This is a genomic window from Luteibacter sp. P4_E6 (assembly GCF_056401535.1).
Genome location: NZ_JBFUJE010000013.1, coordinates 1 through 20,487 on the forward strand (window position 1 = coordinate 1; position 20,487 = coordinate 20,487).

Consider the following 20,487-nt stretch of genomic DNA (forward strand, 5'->3'; position numbering starts at 1 on the left):
GGTCATCACATAGTCGCCTTCCGAACCGTACTTGCCGCGGATGTCCTGGAAAACACGGATATAGCCTGCGTCGACGAACACTTCGTCGCCCTGGGGCAGCAGGTTGCGCATGGTCGTCGCACCGCCGCGCTCGGCGCGCCCATCGGCGTCGTAGGGCGTGCGGGTCAGCAGGATCGGCGCGTGCTTCGCGTTCTTCGGAATCACGATGACCGTGTGCAGCTTGACCCCATCGCGCATCGGGATCTCCACCACGCGCTTGATGTAGTCGTTGGCAGCGGTGGGTGCTTCGAACTTCGCAGGGATATCCGGCGTCATCGGCGCGGTCTGCGCTGCGGCAAGGCCGGAAGCGACGGCCAGTGACAGGGCGAGCATGGGAAGCAACGAGCGAGGCGACATGGGCATTCCTGTGGCGTTGGGACGAAACCCTTCTAGCGTGCCGTATCGCGGGCCCGGAGGCCATGGTCCCGACCGGGAGGCCCCGGATCGCGGGCAATAAAAAACCCGCCGCTCCCAAAGGAGCGGCGGGTTCGGTGGTGCGTACTACTTACTGACCAGCAGCGGTCGACGCAGCGGCCGGAGCGGCCGTGCCGGCAGCAGCCGGAGCGGTCGTGGCAGCAGCCGGAGCGGCCATGGCGTCAGCCGGAGCAGCAGCCGGAGCGGTTGCAGCAGCGGCCGGAGCCGTGGCAGCAGCAGCCGGGGCAGCAGCCGGGGTAGCGTCTTCGCTCTTGTTGCAAGCGGAGAGCATGGCGGCAGCGACGAAAGCGAGTGCAGTGATCGAAGCAATCTTCATAGGTTTGGCTCCTCAGTTGTTATGTATAGGCGCAAGCGCGACGGCGGATACCCACCGGTTGGCGGGCCCTCCACGGCTTTCGCCGCGCGTGCAGATGATAAATGGTTTCATCCCTGGCGTGCCCGTGCGAAGACAGACGCGACAAGATTGCAACGATCATGATGAAGCGTAGATGTCTGGTGACGCAAGCGTGACGTAATCGCACGCTTTTTTCAGAATAATCGCGTTACGCCTCCGGAAGCCAGTCCTTAGTCTTGTCAGTCAGAAATTGCGATTCGGACACTTGGTCCGTTCGCCTGACAAGGAGAGAACGCGTGCTTACCGAAAAAACGTTTAAAACCCGATACCTGTCGGCAATGATAGCCGCTTTTGCGCAGCCCGCCATGGGCATGGAAGGACCACCCTGGGTTGTCGATGGGACGGAATTCGATCTTCCCGCAGGATCCTGGGAGACGACGCATCCGTCCGAGGCGGCGCTTCTTATCAGGGATGGCGGCATCGTCACCGGCACCGCCGTCGGAATCAAAACGTCGGGCCAGGGCGCTTCAGCCATCAAGACCGAGGGGTCAGGGGGTGAGCTCACCCTGACAGGAGGGAAACTTCAAACCGCCGGTGGAAGCGCCCATGGCCTTCTGCACACGGGAACCGGTCGCGTGAAGCTCACTGACGTGGACATCGTCACTGAGGGTGGCTTGGCGAATGGGGCGCGGTTCGAGGGCAAGGACGTCGAAGGCATACTCGTCGGCGGTAGCGTCGCCACCACTGGCTACGCTGCAGTCGGCTTGCTTGCCGTCGACGGAGCCCAGCTCGCGACCGAGGCGACCCACGTGTCCACGACCAACACAGCGGCCCATGGGTTGGCGGCGGAGGGCGCCTCGTCCGGGCTGCGGGCGACGAAAGCGTCCATCGAAACCCTCGGTGAGCAGGCGATGGGAGTGCGGATATCGTCCACCGGAACGGCGGTCGTGACCGACACAACCATCACGACCGGCGGGAATGGTGCGCATGCACTGCACTCCGACGAAAACGCCGCCTTCATCACCGTCTCGGGTGGCCTATGGAAGACCACTGGTGATCGCGCGAATGGTTTTGACGGCGCCACTAAAGCGCTGGCCAGCATCAGTGGCACCCATATCGAGACGTCGGGCTTCAACTCAGCCGGCGTCGATCTACGCGCAGGGTCACTCAAACTGAGCGACACCGACATCCTTACCCACGGTAACCAAGCGTTCGGCATCGTGGCGATGGGTGGCGATTTCCCTGGACGCGTCCCTTCCGTCGACGCCACACGCACGCACATCGTGACCGAGGGACGGTCGGCGAACGGTGCTGACGCCCGGGCCGGGGGGCGCATAAGCCTCAATGACACGGACATCCTCACCTCGGGGCAGTTCGCCAATGGTCTGAGCGCGTGGAACGCGTCGATCGTTGCCAACGGCACCACCGTCAAGACCACCGGCGTCGCCGCCTACGGTGCTGACGTGAGCGAGGGGGGCTCACTGACCCTCCAGGGCGGCTCGATCGAGAGCGAACAAGCCGCCGCGCTGCGCCTGAACAACCCGACCAAGGTACGCATCAGCGGGGGCGCAGTTCTGGCTGGCGCCGCCTTCATCGACGTCTACCCCACGTCCACCACGCCTTTCACCGTGACACTGGAAAACAAGAGCGTGGCCATCGGTGACATCCGCCTCGCCGACGTCAGTGGTGCGCCGCCGCCGGATGCCACGAAGACCTCCCTGACCTTACGCAACGAAGCCCTATGGCATGGCGGTACCGACATCGTTCGCGATCTCACGCTGGAGGACAAAGGCCGGTGGTCGGTGGCGCGCGACAGCCATATCGGCAGTTTCAACAGCGACCACGGCATCGTGACGTTCGCTTCTGCGGCAGGCACCTTCGCCACGCTGACCGTCGCGGGAGACTACGACGGCAACCAGGGTCTGTTCCGCATGCGCAGCCGGCTTGGTGACGACACCTCAGCGTCCGACTTGCTCCACATCATGGGCAACACGACCGGCAGCAGCTTCATCTCAGTCGATACACTCGACGGTGCGGGCGACTACACCAACGACGGCATCCGTCTGGTGCAGGTCGACGGCAGCTCGCACGGTCGGTTCGAACTCGCTGGCCGCGTGGTTGCGGGTGCCCACGAATACTTCCTCTACCAGGGGGCACTCAGCGCGGCGAACGACGGCGACTGGTACCTGCGCTCGTCACTGGAACCCGAAACGGTAGATCCCGCCATCATCGACCCGCCTGTGACGGAGACGCCCGACCCGGGTATCGATCCGCTGGTGCCGGTGGTACGCCCGCGCCTGCTGCGACCTGAGGTCGGCGCTTATCGGGCAAACCAGACCGCTGCGCTCGAGATGTTCCAGGGTGGTCCCGGAGCCGGCGAAGATGACGAACGCGACGGTGCACGCCATGACATCTGGGCGCGCTTCGATCGCCGCCATACCTCGTTCGATATCGGCAACCAGCTGACCACCACGTCGTCGGCCAGCGAGCTTGCGCTCGGTGCCGACCTGCTCCGTGATCCGGATACCGAAGCTCACCTGGGTGTCATGGCGGCCGTCGGTCGCGCCGACACACGGGGCACGTCGCTGCTGACGCATTACGCAGCCAGAGGCCGCGTGCGTGGTGCCGCTACAGGTTTGTACGGCGGCGTTCGAAGTGACACCGGCACGTACATACGCGGTTGGACACAGTACGCGCACGTCAACCAGCGCGTGGAGGGTGATGGTCTCGCCGCCGAGCGCTATGGCAGCGGCATGCTGACAACCAGCCTGGAAGCAGGGCACCGCTGGCGCCACGCGCTCAGCCGCCAGACCGACGCGTACATCGAGCCGCAGGCGCAGGTCCTCAGCACCCGGCTACGGGGAGGCACGCATCATGAGACCAACGGCACACGCATCGGCCCGCTCCATGGCACAGGCACCACCGCGCGTCTCGGCGTGCGCACGGCCGCCCGCTGGAATACGCCGAACGGCCACGTCGCCTCGCCCTACTTCGCCGCGAACTGGATTCGTCGCCTCGGCCGCCTCGATGCCACGGCGTTCAACGCCGAGTCGTTCGATGCCGGTGTGCCGCGCAACAGCTACGGACTTAAGCTTGGCGTCGCTCTCATGCGCAGTAACGGGTGGCGGCTGTGGACGGATGTGGAAACACGCTTCGGTGCCCATCGGTACCGTCGGGTGACCGGGTCCATTGGTATTCGCAAGGCCTGGTAATGCGGAGAACGAACTCGGGGCGTGCTACACCCCCGCCTCGAGTTCGCCTCAGCCTGCCAGCTCGACCGCTACGGGCCGCGTCCTGCGCGCGGTCGCCGTGCTCCCGATAGAAGCCAGCACGATAAACCCGATAGCCAGCCACTGGCCGGCGGCGAGATGCTCACCCAGTAGCAACATCGCGAGGAACGAAGCAACGGCCGGCTCCAGGCTCACCATGATGCCGAAGGTTTCGCTGGGCAGGCGCTTGAGCGCCATCATCTCCAGCGACATGGGGATGGCGCTCGAGACGATCGCCACGCCGAGACCGGCCAGCAGGATCATCGGATCGAGCAGGCTCGCGCCCGCGTGTGCCACGCCGTAAGGCACGACGACGAGGCTCGCCGCCACCAGGCCGAGCGATACCGATTGCCCCGCATGCAGGTGTCCGGCCTGTTTGCCGAAGAGGATGTACAACGCCCAACAGACGGCGGCACCGAGGGCGAGCATCACACCCGTCGGGTCGAGCGTACTGTTATGGCCGAGGGGCAACAGCATCACCAGGCCCGTGATCGCACTGGCGAGCCAGACAAAGTCGACCGGACGCCGTGAAGCAATCATCGCCACCGCGAGCGGCCCACTGAATTCGATAGCCACGGCGATGCCAAACGGAATGGTCCGCAGCGCCAGGTAGAAAAGCAGATTCATCACGCCGAGCGTCAAGCCATAGCGGATGACGAAACCTGCGTCGCGACGGCTCAGCGGCCAGCGCCAGGGACGCCAAAAAAGGATGAGCACCAGGGCGGAAAACCCGACGCGCAGGGCCGACGTGCCTTCCGCGCCAATCAGCGGGAAGAGTTTTTTCGCGAATGACGTGCCGATGCACAGCGAGGTCACCGAGCCGAGTACGGCCAGTGCAGGCAGCCAGAGGGATGAGCGTGGGGAAGTCATGAAAGCACTGTAGCGGCTGCCGCGAACGGCGCCCATGGGCTCCCACGTGACTGCTGACAGGAAAGATAGACTTTTTGTTTATGGTGGACATATAGTCCATTCATCATCCCGCCTGCCGATGGCCGCTCATGACCGCCCTGCCCGACTTCCGTCTCGAAACCTACTTCTCGCGATGGGAGTTCGCGGCGCGCTTCCACCTGACGGCCTCGGATGCCCAGAGCATGCGGGTGGACGAGCTCCTTGCCCTGGCCGAGCCGGAGGACCGCGCCGCCTTTGAGTCCCTGCATCTGGGCTATACGCAGACCTATGGTGCGCCAGCGCTACGTGAGGCCATCGCCGGCATCTACGACAGTTGCCAGGCAGATGACGTGCTCTGCTTCGCCGGTGCGGAGGAAGGCATCTACATTGCCATGCGTGTGTTACTCGGCGCGGACGACCACGCCATCGTGGTAACCCCGAACTATCAGTCGTCGGAAACCGTGCCGCTGTCGATATGCGATGTCACCGGCGTCCCTCTCGATCCCGACGATCACTGGTCCCTCGACATCGACCGTGTCGCCGCCGCCATTCGGCCGAACACGCGGGTGATCTCGATCAACTTCCCGCATAACCCGACGGGCAAGATACTCGAACGCGATCGATACGACGCGCTGGTGATGTTGTGCCGCCGCCACGGCATCTGGCTGTTCAGCGACGAGGTCTACCGTCCGCTCGGGCCGCCGGGCACGGCATACCTTCCGCAAGCGGCCGACGTGTACGAACGCGGCATCTCGCTTGGCGTGATGTCGAAAGCTTACGGCCTGCCCGGCCTTCGCATTGGCTGGATTGCCTGCACCGACCGCGCGTTCCTGCAGAAGATGGAGCGATACAAGCATTACCTGTCGATCTGTAATTCGGGGCCTTCGGAACAGCTGGCACTCATCGCCCTCAAGGCGCGGGAGACGATCCTCGAAAGGAATCGCCGGATCGTCGGCGACAACCTGGCGCTACTCGACAGCTTCTTTGCCGAATGGCCCGAGCACTTCGACTGGTACCGACCCGATGGCGGCTGCGTGGCCTACCCGCGATACCTCGGTGCCGATAGCGTTGAAGCATTCGCGGCAGGCCTTGTCGAGCAGGCTGGTGTGCTCCTGTTGCCCGCCGAGCACTACCGATCCGAACTGGGTCCGACACCGAGCGACCGTTTTCGCATTGGCTTCGGTCGTGCCGATTGCCCAGAAGCACTCGCTGCCCTGGGCGACTATCTGCGACGCAACCCCTGACCACCGAGTGATTGCGAGTAGCAGGTCGCTCAGCGGTCTTTCGCCTTGTGCTTTTTCACGTACTCCTGATATGCCTCGATACCTACATCGCGCCGAAGCAGCTTCGAATCCGGGTCGAGCGTATACGACGCATGCTCCGGCAGCGTCAGCTCACCTCGACCATCGGCCATGGGCAAGGTAATCACGTGGTCGCCGACACGCATGTCGACCGGCATCGGGAAGGCGCCCTTGCCAGGCACCGACCATGTCAGGTGCAGCTGTTGGCCGTCACGGGTTACCTGCAGGTCGGGTAGCTCGGCCTGGTAAAGGTAGATGTTGAAGAACCAGTGCAGGTCCTTGCCCGTGACCTTGTCGACGATGTCGATGTAGTCGCGCGTGGTGGCATATCGCGGCGMGAAGTTGCCCGGCACGGGGTGCTCGGTCCCGTACACCAGCAAACGCACCGAGCGGTAGAAGGCGTCGTCGCCGATGAGGTTTCGCAGGGTGTGCAGCACAAGCGCGCCCTTGCTGTAGATGTCCTGCCCTGGACCACCCCGTGCGTCCTCGTAAACATCTTCCTCCCGCCGTGGCTGCCCCGACACGATCGGATGGTGATTGGCAAGCTTGCTACGAAGCTGCATGAGATTGGCGAAGTAAGCCTGCTTTCCACCGATCGACTCGGCGTAGAGCGGCTGCATGTAGGTCGCGAACGCCTCGTGCAGCCACATGTCATCCCAGTTGGCGTTGGTCACCTGGTTGCCGAACCACTCATGCGATAGCTCGTGCTGAAGCAGGTCGTCGTAACCATAGGCTGTCTTGGCGTACTCGTTACCGTACGCATTGACTGTCTGGTGTTCCATGCCCTTGAACGGCGTTTCCACGACGCCCATTTTCTCCGCGCCAAACGGGTACGGGCCGACGGTACTTTCGAGAAAGTCGAGCATGGGCGGGAACTCGGCAAAGAGTGCACGCGCCTGCTTTTCATCGTCCACATACCAATAGTGTGTGGGGATGACGTTACCGAAACGACTGGTATAAGGCGCGGACAGCTCCCGATAGGGTGCAATATTCAGCGCGACGCCGTACGTGCTGACATCGTGACTGCGCCAGTGATACGTGCGCATGCCGTTCGCCTCGTCCATGCCGACGGCAACACCGTTGCCGACAGCCACCAGAGGAGCTGGCACGGTCACGTGCTCGTCGACGAGTTTCGGTCGGCCCATCGGATGATCGATACACGGCCAGAACAAATCGCAGCCCTCGCCTTCCACGGCGGTGGCGATCCAGGGTTGACCCTTCGGTGTTCTGGCCCACACAAAGCCACCATCCCACGGCGCATGTACGGCGGCATGGGGGCTGCCGTGGTACGTGACTCGCACCGTCGTATGGGCTCCCGCGGCGAGCGGATGCGGAAGATCGACCTCGAGGCGACCCTCCGGATTCCGATAGGCGGTACGCGGCAATGCCTTGCCGTCGACTTCGACCGCATCGACGGGCAGGTTGCGGTCGAGATCCAGCACCACGCGACGCAGCGGCGACATAACGGCGAAGGTCAATCTCGCGTCGCCCTCGATCCAGTGCCGTGCAGGATCGACACGGAAGCTCAGATCGGCATGTTCGAAGGTCACGGCCAGCTGTTCCGGTGCACGCGGGGCGCCGGAATTGAGGGTGAGGTCGGTCAAGGCGGGAAGTCCCGGCGGCGCCGAGGGCGTGCAGGCGACCGTACCAAGTGCCAGGCCGATGCCGAGCAGGAGCGTGTTTCGCATGATCGATGAGCCGTCCGGGGAGAGGGGAAGCGAGGGAACCATACTGACCCGCGGGTGCTTCGTCATCGGTCTTTAGATGGGTATCGCGCGGAGGACGGTGGCATGTAAAAGCTGGTCCCCGGCACCATCGGTGCTTCGTGCAATCCATGACGGTGCCGATGGTTGATCGTATGAGGGGTGATACAGCCAGCACATCGAGGCCCCCGTGAAACCACTCAAACTGATATCCGTTCTCGTGGTCGGCGCTCTTGGCCTGGGCGGTGGGGTTGGCGTTGGCGTTGGCGTTGGCAGTGCCCGGGCCAGCGCTGTTGCGGGCGAGACGCCTCCCGCTATCCCTGCGGCTTCCAATTCGGCCGCCAACCCGGCGCTTCCGGTGGAAGGTCGGTTTCCCGCGCTCAGTGGCGCCACGACATGGCTCAACGGGCCGGCCCTGACCCCTTCCGGCCTGCACGGCAAGGTGGTTCTGGTCGACTTCTGGACATTCTCGTGCATCAACTCGCTTCGACCGCTTCCTTATCTCCGCGCGTGGGCAACGAAATACCAGGCGCAGGGGCTCGTCGTGATCGGCGTGCAGTCGCCGGAGTTTGCTTTCGAACAACGGCTCGACAATGTGCGCGACGCGCTGGCAAGTCACGCGATCAGCTTTCCGGTCGCGGTCGACAATGGACACCGGATCTGGAACGCCTTCCAGAACGAGTACTGGCCCGCGATCTACCTTATCGATGCCGAGGGGCGCATCCGCTATCACCGCTTCGGTGAAGGCGATTACGACCAGACCGAACGCGCGATACAAGCGCTGCTGGTCGAAGCAGGCGCGTCAGGCGTCGAACAGAACCTCGTCAGCGTGCACGGCACGGGTGCCGAGACAGCGCCTGACTGGGACAACGTGAAATCACCCGAGACCTATCTGGGTTATGCACGGACGGAGCGATTCGCGTCGCCAGGCGGTGCCGTACAGGATACGCGGCACACCTACACCGCGCCGACACCGCTCGACCTCAACGACTGGGCGCTCTCGGGCGAGTGGACCATGGGGGCCGAAGCGACCACGGTACGCAAGGCTCACGGACGACTTCTTTTCCGGTTCCACGCGCGTGACCTGCACCTGGTGGCGGGCCCATCCACACACGGTTCGACGCTGCACTTCCGTGTACTGATCGATGGCAAGCCGCCAGGCAGCAGCCACGGCGCGGATACCGACGAACAGGGCAATGGGACGATCGACGGCCAGCGCCTTTATCAACTCATCAGGCAGAAAGCACCCATCGACGACCGGACGTTCGAGATCGAGTTCCTGGATCCCGGGGTGGACGTGCTTGCTTTCACGTTCGGCTGACCGGCACAGGGTTCATCGCGGAATCCCTGGGACGCTGGAGGGGTCGGTTCACTCGCCTTGCGAGTGCGTGTTTTAGCGGCTCGCGCCGCCGCTTGCGTGGGGGGTGAGGCGCAGAGCCTTCGGTGCCCACCCTCGCTGCTCAGACACGTCCTCCGCGTTTCGTACCGGAAAGGCCGCTGCGCGGCCGTGTACTTATTTGGCCTACGGCCGCTCCACTTGTGCGGAACTCGCCTCGAGGGTGGGCACCGAAGACTCTCCCCATCCSTGAGGTTCGTGCGGGYCGAGCCGACRAAGCAACGCCGCYTCGGCTGCTGGCTCGTCGCCATCGCCAAACGGTCAACCGCGTCGCGCCGGTCGCGATCGTCCTCGCGAGACAGCGCRGYGGYTACGACGGCGCTCACCGAGYCGGAAATGACGTGCCGACACGACCGCCGCAATGGTCCGCTTGGACCGCCACACTCACACCAACGGCTCTCCGTTCAGTTGAACGTATCGTCGTGAGAGACCTTGGTGTCCACCCTCGCGGCGAGTTCCGCACAAGTGGARCGGCCGTAGGCCAATAAGAACAGGGGCCGCGGAGCGGCCTTTCCTTCTCGAACGCGGAGGACGTGTCTGAGCCGCGAGGGTGGGCACCAAGGTCTCCCCGCGAGACGCCCAAGTGTAGAGAGCGACGGCAAAGCCGAGCCCGCGAAGCCGAAGGCGAGCCATGCGCGAGGTGCAAGGTGCAAGGTGCGAAAGCATGCCCGGCCTGAAAGCCGGGCGCCCGGGCCCCGGTAATCCGCGAAGAACCACAAAAAAAGGCAGGGCGCATGCCCTGCCTTTTTTTTGTGGACGAATGACGTTCTTCGATCAGAACGGAATATCGTCGTCGTCGAAGCCTTCGTTAACCGGCGGCGCAGAGCGCTGCGGGGGCGCATTGCCACCGCGAGGCTGGCCGTAGTCATCGCCACCGCGTGAACCGCCGCCGTAATTACCGCCACTACGCTGCTGGCCACCCGCAGCGGCGCCACCACCGCCACCGCCGTAGTTACCGCCGCCACCGGCTGCGCGTGCCTGCTGCGGACGAGCGCCACCGCCCTGGCCGCCACCGAAGCCGCCGCCGCCACCTTCACCGCCGGCATTGCCACCGAGCATCTGCATCTCGTTGCCGATGATGTCGGTCGAATAGCGTTCGACGCCATCCTTGTCGGTGTACTTGTCGGTACGCAGGGAACCTTCGATGTAGACCTGGCGGCCCTTCTTCAGGTACTCACCGGCAATCTCGGCCAGCTTGCCGAACAGCTTCACGCGGTGCCACTCGGTGCGCTCCTGCTTCTCGCCGGAGGCCTTGTCGGTCCAGGCTTCGGACGTGGCAATGCGCAGGCTGGTGATCGCCGTGCCGCTGCCGGTGTAACGGGTCTCGGGATCCGCGCCGAGGTTGCCGACAATAATGACCTTGTTGATACCGCGTGCCATGGATTTCCCTCGTATACGTGTCTTCGGACGCCGGCCCGGACCGGGCGGGCGTTCCCGCCCATCATAGCCAGCCTGCGCAATGTGCGGGCCGACGGGGTCGGACCGGGTAGTTTGGGCGATGGCTGCCCTCACCGCAAACCTTTCGATGTGGGCGGGAGTCCCGCCACGTCAGGACGCCAGTCTCATTCCCATGTGATCTGCACGAGCGCCGCTCCCAGGGCATCGCCGGGGCCGAGTGGGCCGACCCGGACATAGCGGGCCTCAAAGCGGAGCTCGGGCGCCGTGCCCGCGAGATCGAAGCGCACGGGGGTGGTCCCATCGGGCAGGACTGGGTGGCCGGAGCCCGTACGCAACTCGATAGCGACACCTCGAGCGTCCCCTGTCGTAGCCAGATAGCGAGGATCCGAAGGCGCGGCCGTCGCGTGCACGGTCACAAGGGCACGGGTGGCGCCGACGCAATCCGCGCCAATGAAGGCTGCGCCTGCCCACCGACTCCCGTCCCCCACCGAGGGAAGCTCGGAGACGGCAACGTTTCCCAAATCGACGCGAATCCGGTTTGCGACCAGTGCGCACGATGGCGTGATCGTGCCGGTGACATCGAACACCAGGGTGTCGCTGCGCCCCTCCCCGGCGTTGCCGGAAGGTGAGGCAAGAGAGATAGCGAGGAAAGCCGCCGCTACCGGTGCGATATGTCGGCGGTTCATTGGCACACCCCCGTCAGGCGTACGAGGCCGCGTGCAGCTTCGCCATCGGTCGTTGTCCGCACGACGCAGCGATCCTCCGCGCGTTGGCCCCAACGGATCGTCAGCGGTGCGCCTGCCACGACGTTGCGGACAAAGATGTGCCCCGCCTGCCCGACCACCCCGACGGAGCGCCCCTGCCCGTCCAGCACGTCGGCACCGAAAGCGGGTGGCGAGCCGTCCGTCAGCCGCGCAACCAGCAACGACGTGCGACCGACGTCCGTGTCGAACGGGACCAGCACGAGCGCCCCTGCCGTGGGCGCGATGCTTCGGCGCGTCGAAGACAGGCTGACGTCCAGCGACAGGCCGGCCGGATCGATCTCGACCGGGTTCCACCGGAAGGGCGCAAGGTAAGGCACCACCCCGTAGCCACGCCGGTCGAGCCGAACCCCGCTGGCGGACGGCAATCGCGCACCCGCCGCGCCGGGTGCATGCACCAGGGCCATCGCGTCGCCCAGTCGTTGCGCCCGCGTGATACCGCGGCGGTGGAATACGAGTGCCCCTGATGTCGAGAACGACTCGGCGTGCGCGCCACGGCTCCGATCGATGGCGACGCTCGACTCGCCCGCRCCGGACAGATGCGACGCGGAAAGGCCGAGCCGGCGATCACGCTGGCTTCCCTGCCCCAGGATGGCGCCGTATCCCACGTCGCCTTCCGTTCCCGCGGTGCCTGCCACGCCAACCTGCATGTGATGCACATCGCGGCCTCCGCCATGACCGGCGAGGGTGAGTGACGGCGCCGATGTGGCGGCCCCCAGCGGGATCGAGACGCCAAGACGTGCCGTCGCATCGTCAGCGGCGCGATGGAAAGAAATATCCAGCGTGGCCCGACGCCATCCGCGCGTCCATGCGAGAGCGTAGGACCGCAACGTTCCTGGCCTTCGTGAGCCGATGTGCCGTTTGATCCGATGCAGGCTGCCAGTTGCCGTGAGGACACCACGGTCCGAATCCAATTCGCGTTGCAGCACGACGTCCATTCGCTCGCTACCCCTCCCCTCTTCCTTCGCCGGCGGCCGACGACTAGCCAAGTCCGGCAGTGCACGCCCGCGCTCGCGTACGAGGCTGACCCACATGCTTGTCCCATCGTGCCAACGCCGGCCGTGCCGGACCCGCCATGCCCTGGCGCGACCCGGCCGTGAAGCGGATGCACTAGCCGCGATGCGGGACCCCATGAAGTCGATAGCGAAGGCACCGACCAACGTGTCGATGGCTCCTCCCAGCAGGGCCGAATCACTGCTTCCCCAACGGCGCCAGCCGGCATACAAGGTAGTGTCCCGCGCGAGGCCCTGTCGCCATGTCGCCTGTATCAGCTCGACGCCATGATCGTGTGTCGTCAACGCATGCCCGGCATTCATCGCGATCACGGCGTGACCTTCACCAAGCAGTTCAGGCATAGCGAAGAACGGCACGCGAAACGATGAGTGGCCGCCGTCTTCCTCGTCGATGGTGACATCCAGGTGACCGCCACGACCGAGTCCCTGAAGATCGTCGATGACGAACGGGCCCGGTGGCACTGAAAGCTCTCGCAGCAGAACGCCACCCTGCGTCACGCGCACGAGGGCATGCGTTCGCGCGAGCCCGCGCACCGTCGGTTTATAGCCGAGTCTCGTGTCGTCGTTCATGCGTGCATCGTTCGCCAGTGCCATGCCGCGCATGCGTACAGGCGCGAAGCTACCGTCGGCTATCAGGAGCTCGCCGACGCGCCACTGCGATCGCCACGCCTCGATCTGTCGCTCGACGTACAGATGACGCCGCTTGTAGCGTGACGCGCTCCACGATCCCGCACCGCGCACGCGCCAGTGTCCCGCGTTGATGCCCGACTCGTGAGCGAGGAAGCGGGCCGTTCGAGACTGCCTCGCCACGGTGCTGCGATGCAGGTTCACGCGCCAGCCAAGCTGCCCGGAGGCCATGCCGGCGTCACGTTGCGCCGGCGGCACGAGCCCGGACCTTTTGCGTTTCAGCCGTGCCTGCGGCACTTCGATATCCAGCCGCTGCTCGCTCACGTCGAACCGCGTCGTTGCACCGGGGACATCGTCGGAAAGCGGACGGCAGACTTCATCGCCGGTGGCAACGCCTTCCGAGTGCACGACGCCCAGCGACGCGAGCGTCATGGGCGACAGGCAGGGTACGGCGTCGGAACCGAGGTCCTCGGTGGCGAAACGCACACCGCGACGCATCTGCCATTCGCCGTTCAACCAGATGTCGGCGTCATAGGTACCGGGCATGACCGGATTACCTCGGGAGTAGCGGGAAAGATCAATCTTCATCGCGTGGTCACCTGGAAGAAATGCGGAATTGAATTCGACGACCTTGCCGACCGGCGGTGGGACATCCTCAGTGCCGGCGCGCGCCACGCCGACGATCAACGTGGCCGCAACCAGCCATGCACAAGGCGGCCAGCGATGAGGCGCTGCCAGACGGAACACACCCGCTTCAGTCATCAGCCACGGTGGCAGCCGCGACGTTTGCCGTGCCCGGGACGGTTGCGCCGTAGTCGTTGATGGAGGCGAACTTCACGACGGCCCCCACTGGGGCGACCTTGCCGTTCGGCAACGGCCACGTGGTCTGGCCGGTCGCGACGACCATTCCGCCGCCCAGCGGCATCGTCTCGCCCGGTGCGCCGTTCGCCACGATGGCGACCTCGTTGAAGGACACCACATAGGGCGAGGGATTGCGGACGCGAAGCAGGGCAAGTCCGCCCTCGCGCTCGATCGACCACGTCAGGAGCCCCGGAGCACCGGCAGGCTCGACAGCGAGACCTGACGGCCGATGCAAGAGTTTGAGCCTGTGCCGGAACGCAAACTGCAGCGTGTTCACCGCCTTCCCGGCCTCCGGACTCGGAGGGATCTCCAGGACGTTGAGCCAATACAAGGCCTCCCGGTCCGACGGTGGATGGCCACCCACGTGGACGATGCGAAGCGCGTGCCCGCGACCGGGATCGATGCGGAAGACCGGTGGCGTGATGGCGAACGGCGCATGCGCGGTCTCCGGCGTGGATCGCGCGTCACCATCGTCGATCCACGCCTGGATGAGAGCCGGTTCCTCTCCCTTGTTCTCGACGCGAACAGCGATGTCACGACTCGCACCCGGGAATACCACGCGCGTGCCGCCGATGACGACGCCGGCATTAACGTCGATGGCTGCGCAGGCGGCCGCCAGGGCAAGAAGCATGATCGCCCGGGCGCGAACCCTCACTGGTAGACGACCTGAAAGCCGACGCGCGAGTTAGCCGTGCCTTTCTCTGCCTTGCCCGTACTGTAATAACGCGCGATCAGTGGAATCACCGCGCTGTTACCAGCGATCGTCACGCCCTGGGAATCTTCCGTGTACATGTTGATCGGCGTGCCATCCTGGTTGGCAATCTGGATCTGCACGTTTTTCGCGGCCTCGGAACCGGCGTCGATGTTGAGGCGACCGGTGGCACGGTCGAGCGCGGGGCTGGCCGGATCGAAGCGGATCTTCGCGAGGTCGCCATCGAGGCATTCCGCGTTGCCGCCGATCTGGATCTGGAAACCGCGATCGCCGGACGTCTGGCCCTCGACGGCGAGGTTGGCGGCACTGATGTCGCCAAAATCGACCGTCTTCGTGGCAGCTCCCGAGCCGGGCGGCTTGCCTTCCACCAGGCACGTCGTGGCGGTGATCCGACCGGTAATTTCAATGGTCCCGTCGTTGGCGGCGAGCACGGGCGAAACGGGGATGGCGACGAGGGCGAGGACGAGTGACGAGGTAACGAACACGTTCATGGCAGCAACCTTCTCGGTGGAGGAAGGTCAGTGTCCGCGCATGACCGGGCGCCATCGATACGCGCGGGCTGAAACGCACGCCATCGCACCGCTCGCTTGCAAGCGCGTGGACGGCCACACCCGTGTGAGCGCAGCGGTGGCGCGGAGGGCCGCGGCCAGCGTGGCACGCCGCTCCGGGGCCGTCTCAGACCGCAAGAAAGTCCCGGCCGTGGCGCGGGAGGCCGGTACAGGACCCCGATTTTGCGGATCGCACGGGCGTAGACGGCCAATCCACCTATGCAGACCCTATACTGGGGGCCGATTTGTCGCACACGAACCTGGTCCATGGATTCCATCGCCGATCRCACCACCTCCCTCGACTTTGCCGGCGTTCGCGCCCTGGCAGCCGACGACATGAAGGAGGTCGACGCGCTGATCCGGCACCGACTGTCTTCCGACGTCGTCCTGATCAATGCCATCGCGGACCACATCATCGCCGGAGGCGGCAAACGGCTGCGTCCGATGCTGCATGTGCTCGCCGCTCGGGCCGCAGGCTACGGTGGGCAGGAACACGCGAAGCTGGCCGCGATCATCGAGTTCATCCATACGTCCACCCTGCTCCACGACGACGTGGTCGACGAGTCGGACATGCGGCGCGGCCGCAAGACCGCGAACGCACTATGGGGCAATGCGGCCAGCGTGCTGGTGGGCGATTTCCTCTATTCGCGTTCGTTCCAGCTGATGGTAGAGCTGGACGACATGCGCATCATGCGGATTCTCGCCGATACCACGAACACCATTGCCGAAGGCGAGGTGCTGCAGTTGCTCAACATCGGCAATGCCGACGTGGACGAAGCGGCCTACCTGGCGGTGATCGAGAGAAAGACCGCGGTCCTTTTCGCCGCCGCCACCGAACTCGGCGGCGTGCTCGGTGGCTTGCCAGAAAATCAGATCGCCGCGCTCCGTCGCTACGGCATGGAGCTTGGCTATGCCTTCCAGATCGCCGACGACCTGCTCGACTACGTTTCGGATGCGGAGACCCTTGGCAAGAACATCGGCGACGATCTCGCCGAAGGCAAGCCGACCCTCCCGCTCATCTATGCGATGCAGTCAGCCGACCCGGAGCAACTGAAGTCCCTGCGCCACGCCATCGAGCATGGCGGCCTCGATTCGCTGGACCGCATCGTCGCCGCGATCCGCGATTCGGGTGCGCTGGAGCGCACCCACGATCGCGCGGTTTCCCATGCCAACGCCGCACGGTCGGCGTTGGATGAGATCGCCGAATCGCCTTTCCGCGACGCCCTCGCCGCCCTGGCCGATTACTCGGTCGAGCGGCGCTTCTGACCGATCGCGTCGATCACTTCTTAGCGAATGCTTCCGTCAGCCATGCACGCATGGCGGCGTAAGCGCGGTTCGCTACCTTCGCGTCGTAACGGCAATTGCCCGTCGTCGTCGTAGCTTCTTTTTCCGTGAAGCAATGCACCGCACCGCCGAAATCGGTCGATGCCCAATCCACTTTCGCGTCGCGCATTTCCGCCTCGAAGGCCGCGCGCTGCTCGGGGGGCACGTTGGTGTCGTCGGCACCGTTCAACGCCAGCACCTTGCCGTGGATGTTCGAAGCGAGTTTCGGGTCATCGGTGGCCAGCAACCCATGGAAGCTGACCACGGCAGCGACATCGGCACCCGCGCGCGCGAGGTCGAGCACGGCGGAGCCGCCAAAGCAGAAACCGATGGCTGCCAGGCGCGTGGGATCGATCGGCGCACCTTTCTCCTGCGCCTTGAGTTCGGCGAAAGCTCGCGACACGCGCTCGCGCATGATCTTGCGATCCGCATAGAGGGGCTTCACCGCCGCACCAGCCTCGGCTTCCGACGTTGGCCGCGTCCCGGCGCCGTACATGTCGGTCAGAAGGATGACGTAGTCCTTGCCGGCGATGTCCTTGGCCTTGGCCAGTGCCATGTCGTTGATGCCATACCAGTTGGGCACCATGACGAGGCCCGGACGCTTCGTGGTCACGGCGTCGTCGTAAACCAGGAAGCTCTTATAGGTGACGCCCGCATCCGTCCATTGCACCGGCTTGGCGACCATCGCGGCAGATGCCGCACCGACGTGACCGAGGACGAGCAACGACAGGACAAGCAACGAACGGCGCATCGGCATGACTCCCTGGTTGAATGCGGCAAGCATAGGCCTGGCCGCATCGCCTGGGTAGCTACCGCTTCGCGTCTTCAGAGGCCCGCTGCGTGCCGCGCCAGCCGGCTCTTGAGTGGCCCGATGCGGTCGAGCAGCCGTACACCCAGGCCACGAGCGGTGACCAGCGGCGACGCCTGCCAGGCATAAATCCGGGCCAAGGCATCGAACGACCAGGCATCGAGGCTATCGGCGCTCCGACGCCGGCGCGCATAGCGCCGGAGCACGTGCGTCGCAGCAAAGTCCCTGCCCGCCTCACGCGCTTCGACCAGGGTGTCACGCAATTCGGCGACATCGCGCAAGCCCAGGTTGACGCCCTGGCCGGCGAGAGGATGCACCGCATGCGCGGCGTCGCCGAGGAGGACGACGCGCCCGACTTCGTACCGTTCGGCCAGCTTCAAGCGAAGGGGAAACGCGGCACGCCGGGAGACGGCGCGGATCGGACCGAGCCGGAAGTCGCTGGCGACGCCCAGCGCCTGCCGGAACGCCTCGTCGTCGAGCGCCAGGACGCGATGCGCCTCGGCGTCGGGCAGCGACCAGACGATCGAACTGCGTCCGTCGGCGAGCGGCAGGAAAGCCAGTGGCCCGCTGGGAAGGAATCGCTGCCAGGCCGTGCGCTGATGCGACTGTGTCGTTTCGACATGGGCGACGACGGCACGCTGCGCGTAGTCGCGGCCCTGCGTGCCAATGCCGACCATCGCGCGCAAGGGAGATTCGGCGCCGTCGGCGGCCACGACGAGTCGCGCGGCGACGACCTGGCCGTCGGCCAGATCGAGCTGTGCCCGATCCTCACGCATGGCATAGGCGACCACTTCGGCCGGGACGATACGGCGCACGCCGGCGTCATCCAGTGCGTGCCAGAGAGTGGCCTGGACGAGGTTGTTCTCGACGATGTACCCGAGCACGTCGCGTCCTTCGTCCGCGGCCTCGAACTGGATAGCGGCGCCATTCTCCGCGTCCCAGACATGCATGCGCTCGTACGCCGACGCACGCGCGTCGCGAATGCGCGACCACGCGCCGAGCCGATCGAGCAGCGCCACCGAGGAGGGCGCCAGGCCGACCACGCGGAGGTCGACTTCATCCGCCGCCGCCCAGGCGGCCGGCTCGCGGGCATCGATCAGGGCGACGGAGAAGCCGGCACGTGCCAGCGCCAGCGCGGCGGCGGCACCGACCATGCCTCCGCCCACCACCGCCACGTCGAGCAAGCTACCGCGACGGCGGGAGGGGTCGTTCTGCCGGAGGTCGTTCACGGGGTTTTCTCCCGTACCGCCAGGGGCGCGTGCAGCCGAAAACCCATGCCACGCCGACTCAAGGCGTGTCGCAAGGGCGGCACGCGATCGAGAGCGAGCATCGCCAGCGAGCGCAGGGGCCCCAGCAAAGGCTGTTTGAGGCAGGCCAGACGGACCAGGCCGTGGCTCATGGCCATGGTCCCTTCGCGGTCGGCCGCGCGCCGCGTGGCGTACTCCGCCAGGAGGGCCGGGGCGCCGGGATCGGCCGCCACGGCCACGAGTTCGGCCAGGGTCAGGGCGTCGCGCAGGCCGAGATTGAAGCCTTGCGCACCAATGGGGTGGACGGTCTGCGCGGCATTGCCCACCAGGACGGCGCGAGGGGCGATAAGACTGTCTGCTGCCACGCGTCGAATCGGATAGGGCGAACGCTTCCCCGGGCGAGACAAGCGGCCGAGCCGCCAGCCGAAACGCTCCTGGGCGAAGGCGGCGAAGGTCACATCGTCCATGGCCGCCACGGTGTCGGCCTCAGCGGCGGCGACGGTCAGTACGACGCCGACACGCCGATCGGCCAGAGGCAGCACGGCTACTGGACCCTCGTCCGTAAAGCGCTCGAAGGCGCGGCCGCGGGGGTCACGCTCGGGGGTCATCGTGCTGACGAAGAGTGCCTGCTCATAGTCGTGTTCCCGTGTGCCGATACCCAGCTGGCTTCGTATCCCCGACTGGGTCCCGTCGGCGCCGACCAGGAGCGGGGTGGAGATAAGCCGGGTATCGCCGTTGGACGACACCGTCACCGACCAGCCGCCATCCACGGCTTCGATGCGCTCGACCCGAGCCGGCGCCAGACGCGTGAGGAGGGGACAGCGATCGAGGCGGCGCAGCAACGCGGCGCCCAGTTCGCGCGCAGGCAGGGTCCAGCCCAGGGCATCCACGCCCTCCGCCGCAGCATCCATGCGCACGCTCCCGAAATCGCCGGCGCGGCTCGTATGAATGTGGTTGATCGGCGTGGCGTTGGCCTCCGCGAACTCCCACACGCCGATCGCCGCCAGGCCATTCACGGTCGCGCGGGCCAGGGCCAGGTTGCGCTCGTCATAGCTGGGCTGGTCGTCGACACGCGGCGCGGCGGCTTCGACGAGGATGGCCGGCAATCCTGCATGGTCCAGGGCGATGGCGAGGCTGGCGCCGACCAGGCCGCCGCCAACGATAACGATGGGTTGGGTAGAGGTCATGGGCGGATGATAACCCGCACCGATAGAATGCCCCGATGGGAAATCGACTTTCGAAAATCTACACACGCACCGGCGACGATGGCACGACCGGCCTTGGCGATGGCAGCCGGACCGGCAAGGACTCCCTGCGGGTCACCGCCTACGGCACCGTGGACGAGCTCAACAGCGCCATCGGCATGACCATGGCCGCGCAAGAGGCGGACGACGACATCCGCGACGCGCTGGCGCAGATCCAGCACGAGCTGTTCGATCTTGGCGGCGAGTTGTGCATCCCCGGCATGGCCATGGTCCAGGCGCAGGACATCGACCGCCTCGAGACGGTGCTCGACGCCTTCAATGCGGACCTGCCCGCCCTGAAGGATTTCATCCTGCCCGGGGGCGGCATGGCGGCGGCATCCTGCCACCTCGCGCGGACCATATGCCGGCGCGCCGAGCGCGATGTCGTCGCCCTCGGCCGGGTGGAGGAGGTCCGCCCCGAGGCACAGCGTTACCTGAACCGCCTGTCCGACCTGCTCTTTGTCATCGCACGCGTTCTTGCGCGCCGTAGCGGCCACGGCGAAGTGATCTGGCAGCATGAGCGCCGCCCGCGAGGCTGAGCCGGCGGTGTAAGCTCGATCGGCAGGCGTGTCGATCGACG

17 protein-coding genes are annotated in these 20,487 nt (G+C 65.6%); 5 read left to right on the forward strand and 12 right to left on the reverse strand.

Annotated features, from left to right (window positions below):
- Positions 1-396, reverse strand: a 396-nt coding sequence (locus tag AC1DT2_RS02040; RefSeq protein ID WP_477293888.1) for a CocE/NonD family hydrolase, incomplete at its 3' end; no start/stop codon positions are given.
- A gap of 148 nt (positions 397-544) precedes the next feature.
- Complete coding sequence (locus AC1DT2_RS02045) at positions 545-790, reverse strand: hypothetical protein (protein ID WP_477293890.1); 246 nt, start codon at positions 788-790, stop codon at positions 545-547.
- A 314-nt stretch (positions 791-1,104) separates the two neighbouring features.
- On the opposite strand from AC1DT2_RS02045, the gene AC1DT2_RS02050 reads away from it, so the two are divergent.
- Positions 1,105-4,020 carry an autotransporter family protein gene (locus tag AC1DT2_RS02050; RefSeq protein ID WP_477293892.1) on the forward strand — a complete coding sequence of 972 codons (2,916 nt, stop codon included), beginning with the start codon at positions 1,105-1,107 and terminating at the stop codon, positions 4,018-4,020.
- Positions 4,021-4,068: 48 nt separating this feature from the next.
- Here AC1DT2_RS02050 and AC1DT2_RS02055 read toward each other — a convergent pair whose 3' ends face one another.
- On the reverse strand, positions 4,069-4,947 hold the full coding sequence (locus AC1DT2_RS02055) for an EamA family transporter (protein ID WP_477293894.1): 879 nt from the start codon (positions 4,945-4,947) through the stop codon (positions 4,069-4,071).
- A gap of 128 nt (positions 4,948-5,075) precedes the next feature.
- Here AC1DT2_RS02055 and AC1DT2_RS02060 point away from each other — a divergent pair, with 128 nt between their 5' ends.
- Complete coding sequence (locus tag AC1DT2_RS02060) at positions 5,076-6,209, forward strand: aminotransferase class I/II-fold pyridoxal phosphate-dependent enzyme (protein ID WP_477293896.1); 1,134 nt, start codon at positions 5,076-5,078, stop codon at positions 6,207-6,209.
- 29 nt (positions 6,210-6,238) lie between these two features.
- On the opposite strand, the gene AC1DT2_RS02065 is transcribed toward AC1DT2_RS02060, so the two are convergent.
- The gene (locus tag AC1DT2_RS02065; protein WP_477293898.1) at positions 6,239-7,954 is read right to left on the reverse strand and encodes a M1 family metallopeptidase; all 1,716 of its coding nucleotides are present in this window, start codon (positions 7,952-7,954) and stop codon (positions 6,239-6,241) included.
- Positions 7,955-8,159: 205 nt separating this feature from the next.
- Between AC1DT2_RS02065 and AC1DT2_RS02070 the strand changes: the two genes are divergently transcribed.
- Positions 8,160-9,290, forward strand: coding sequence for a redoxin domain-containing protein (locus AC1DT2_RS02070; RefSeq protein WP_477293900.1), 1,131 nt, complete (start codon positions 8,160-8,162; stop codon positions 9,288-9,290).
- Between the two features lie 849 nt (positions 9,291-10,139).
- On the opposite strand, the gene ssb is transcribed toward AC1DT2_RS02070, so the two are convergent.
- The 5 genes from ssb to AC1DT2_RS02095 form a co-directional block, all read right to left on the reverse strand.
- The gene (gene ssb / locus AC1DT2_RS02075) at positions 10,140-10,745 is read right to left on the reverse strand and encodes a single-stranded DNA-binding protein (protein WP_477293902.1); all 606 of its coding nucleotides are present in this window, start codon (positions 10,743-10,745) and stop codon (positions 10,140-10,142) included.
- A 182-nt stretch (positions 10,746-10,927) separates the two neighbouring features.
- Positions 10,928-11,449: a fimbrial protein gene (locus AC1DT2_RS02080; protein WP_477293904.1), complete on the reverse strand. Its 522-nt coding sequence runs from the start codon at positions 11,447-11,449 to the stop codon at positions 10,928-10,930.
- Complete coding sequence (locus AC1DT2_RS02085; protein ID WP_477293906.1) at positions 11,446-13,926, reverse strand: fimbria/pilus outer membrane usher protein; 2,481 nt, start codon at positions 13,924-13,926, stop codon at positions 11,446-11,448. Before AC1DT2_RS02085 ends, AC1DT2_RS02080 begins: the two co-directional genes overlap by 4 nt.
- Entirely contained in the window at positions 13,919-14,656 is a 738-nt protein-coding gene (locus AC1DT2_RS02090) for a fimbrial biogenesis chaperone (RefSeq protein WP_477293908.1), read from the reverse strand. The genes AC1DT2_RS02085 and AC1DT2_RS02090 overlap by 8 nt, the downstream gene beginning before the upstream one ends.
- Positions 14,657-14,676: 20 nt before the next feature.
- A complete protein-coding gene (locus AC1DT2_RS02095) occupies positions 14,677-15,228 on the reverse strand; it encodes a fimbrial protein (protein ID WP_063573009.1) in 552 nt (183 codons plus the stop codon).
- A 324-nt stretch (positions 15,229-15,552) separates the two neighbouring features.
- Between AC1DT2_RS02095 and AC1DT2_RS02100 the strand changes: the two genes are divergently transcribed.
- Positions 15,553-16,551 carry a polyprenyl synthetase family protein gene (locus AC1DT2_RS02100; RefSeq protein WP_477293911.1) on the forward strand — a complete coding sequence of 333 codons (999 nt, stop codon included), beginning with the start codon at positions 15,553-15,555 and terminating at the stop codon, positions 16,549-16,551.
- A 13-nt stretch (positions 16,552-16,564) separates the two neighbouring features.
- Here the strand turns inward: AC1DT2_RS02100 and AC1DT2_RS02105 are convergent, their stop codons facing one another.
- The 3 genes from AC1DT2_RS02105 to ubiH form a co-directional block, all read right to left on the reverse strand.
- Positions 16,565-17,359 (reverse strand): dienelactone hydrolase family protein, encoded by a 795-nt coding sequence (locus AC1DT2_RS02105; RefSeq protein WP_477293913.1) that lies wholly within the window; start codon positions 17,357-17,359, stop codon positions 16,565-16,567.
- Between the two features lie 74 nt (positions 17,360-17,433).
- Entirely contained in the window at positions 17,434-18,645 is a 1,212-nt protein-coding gene (locus tag AC1DT2_RS02110; RefSeq protein ID WP_477293915.1) for an FAD-dependent oxidoreductase, read from the reverse strand.
- The gene (ubiH, locus tag AC1DT2_RS02115) at positions 18,642-19,850 is read right to left on the reverse strand and encodes a 2-octaprenyl-6-methoxyphenyl hydroxylase (RefSeq protein ID WP_477293917.1); all 1,209 of its coding nucleotides are present in this window, start codon (positions 19,848-19,850) and stop codon (positions 18,642-18,644) included. The genes AC1DT2_RS02110 and ubiH overlap by 4 nt, the downstream gene beginning before the upstream one ends.
- A 35-nt stretch (positions 19,851-19,885) precedes the next feature.
- On the opposite strand from ubiH, the gene AC1DT2_RS02120 reads away from it, so the two are divergent.
- Positions 19,886-20,446, forward strand: a complete 561-nt coding sequence (locus AC1DT2_RS02120; protein ID WP_213948532.1) for a cob(I)yrinic acid a,c-diamide adenosyltransferase — start codon at positions 19,886-19,888, stop codon at positions 20,444-20,446.
- The last annotated feature ends 41 nt before the right edge of the window (positions 20,447-20,487 follow it).

What these genes read in the sequence shown, in the direction of transcription:
- AC1DT2_RS02090 (WP_477293908.1), bottom strand. Translation starts at nt 14,656, where the DNA reads ATGCTTCTTGCCCTGGCGGCCGCCTGCGCAGCCATCGACGTTAATGCC.
- AC1DT2_RS02095 (WP_063573009.1), bottom strand. Translation starts at nt 15,228, where the DNA reads ATGAACGTGTTCGTTACCTCGTCACTCGTCCTCGCCCTCGTCGCCATC.
- AC1DT2_RS02055 (WP_477293894.1), bottom strand. Translation starts at nt 4,947, where the DNA reads ATGACTTCCCCACGCTCATCCCTCTGGCTGCCTGCACTGGCCGTACTC.
- AC1DT2_RS02060 (WP_477293896.1), top strand. Translation starts at nt 5,076, where the DNA reads ATGACCGCCCTGCCCGACTTCCGTCTCGAAACCTACTTCTCGCGATGG.
- AC1DT2_RS02105 (WP_477293913.1), bottom strand. Translation starts at nt 17,359, where the DNA reads ATGCGCCGTTCGTTGCTTGTCCTGTCGTTGCTCGTCCTCGGTCACGTC.
- AC1DT2_RS02120 (WP_213948532.1), top strand. Translation starts at nt 19,886, where the DNA reads ATGGGAAATCGACTTTCGAAAATCTACACACGCACCGGCGACGATGGC.
- ubiH (WP_477293917.1), bottom strand. Translation starts at nt 19,850, where the DNA reads ATGACCTCTACCCAACCCATCGTTATCGTTGGCGGCGGCCTGGTCGGC.
- ssb (WP_477293902.1), bottom strand. Translation starts at nt 10,745, where the DNA reads ATGGCACGCGGTATCAACAAGGTCATTATTGTCGGCAACCTCGGCGCG.
- AC1DT2_RS02045 (WP_477293890.1), bottom strand. Translation starts at nt 790, where the DNA reads ATGAAGATTGCTTCGATCACTGCACTCGCTTTCGTCGCTGCCGCCATG.
- AC1DT2_RS02080 (WP_477293904.1), bottom strand. Translation starts at nt 11,449, where the DNA reads ATGAACCGCCGACATATCGCACCGGTAGCGGCGGCTTTCCTCGCTATC.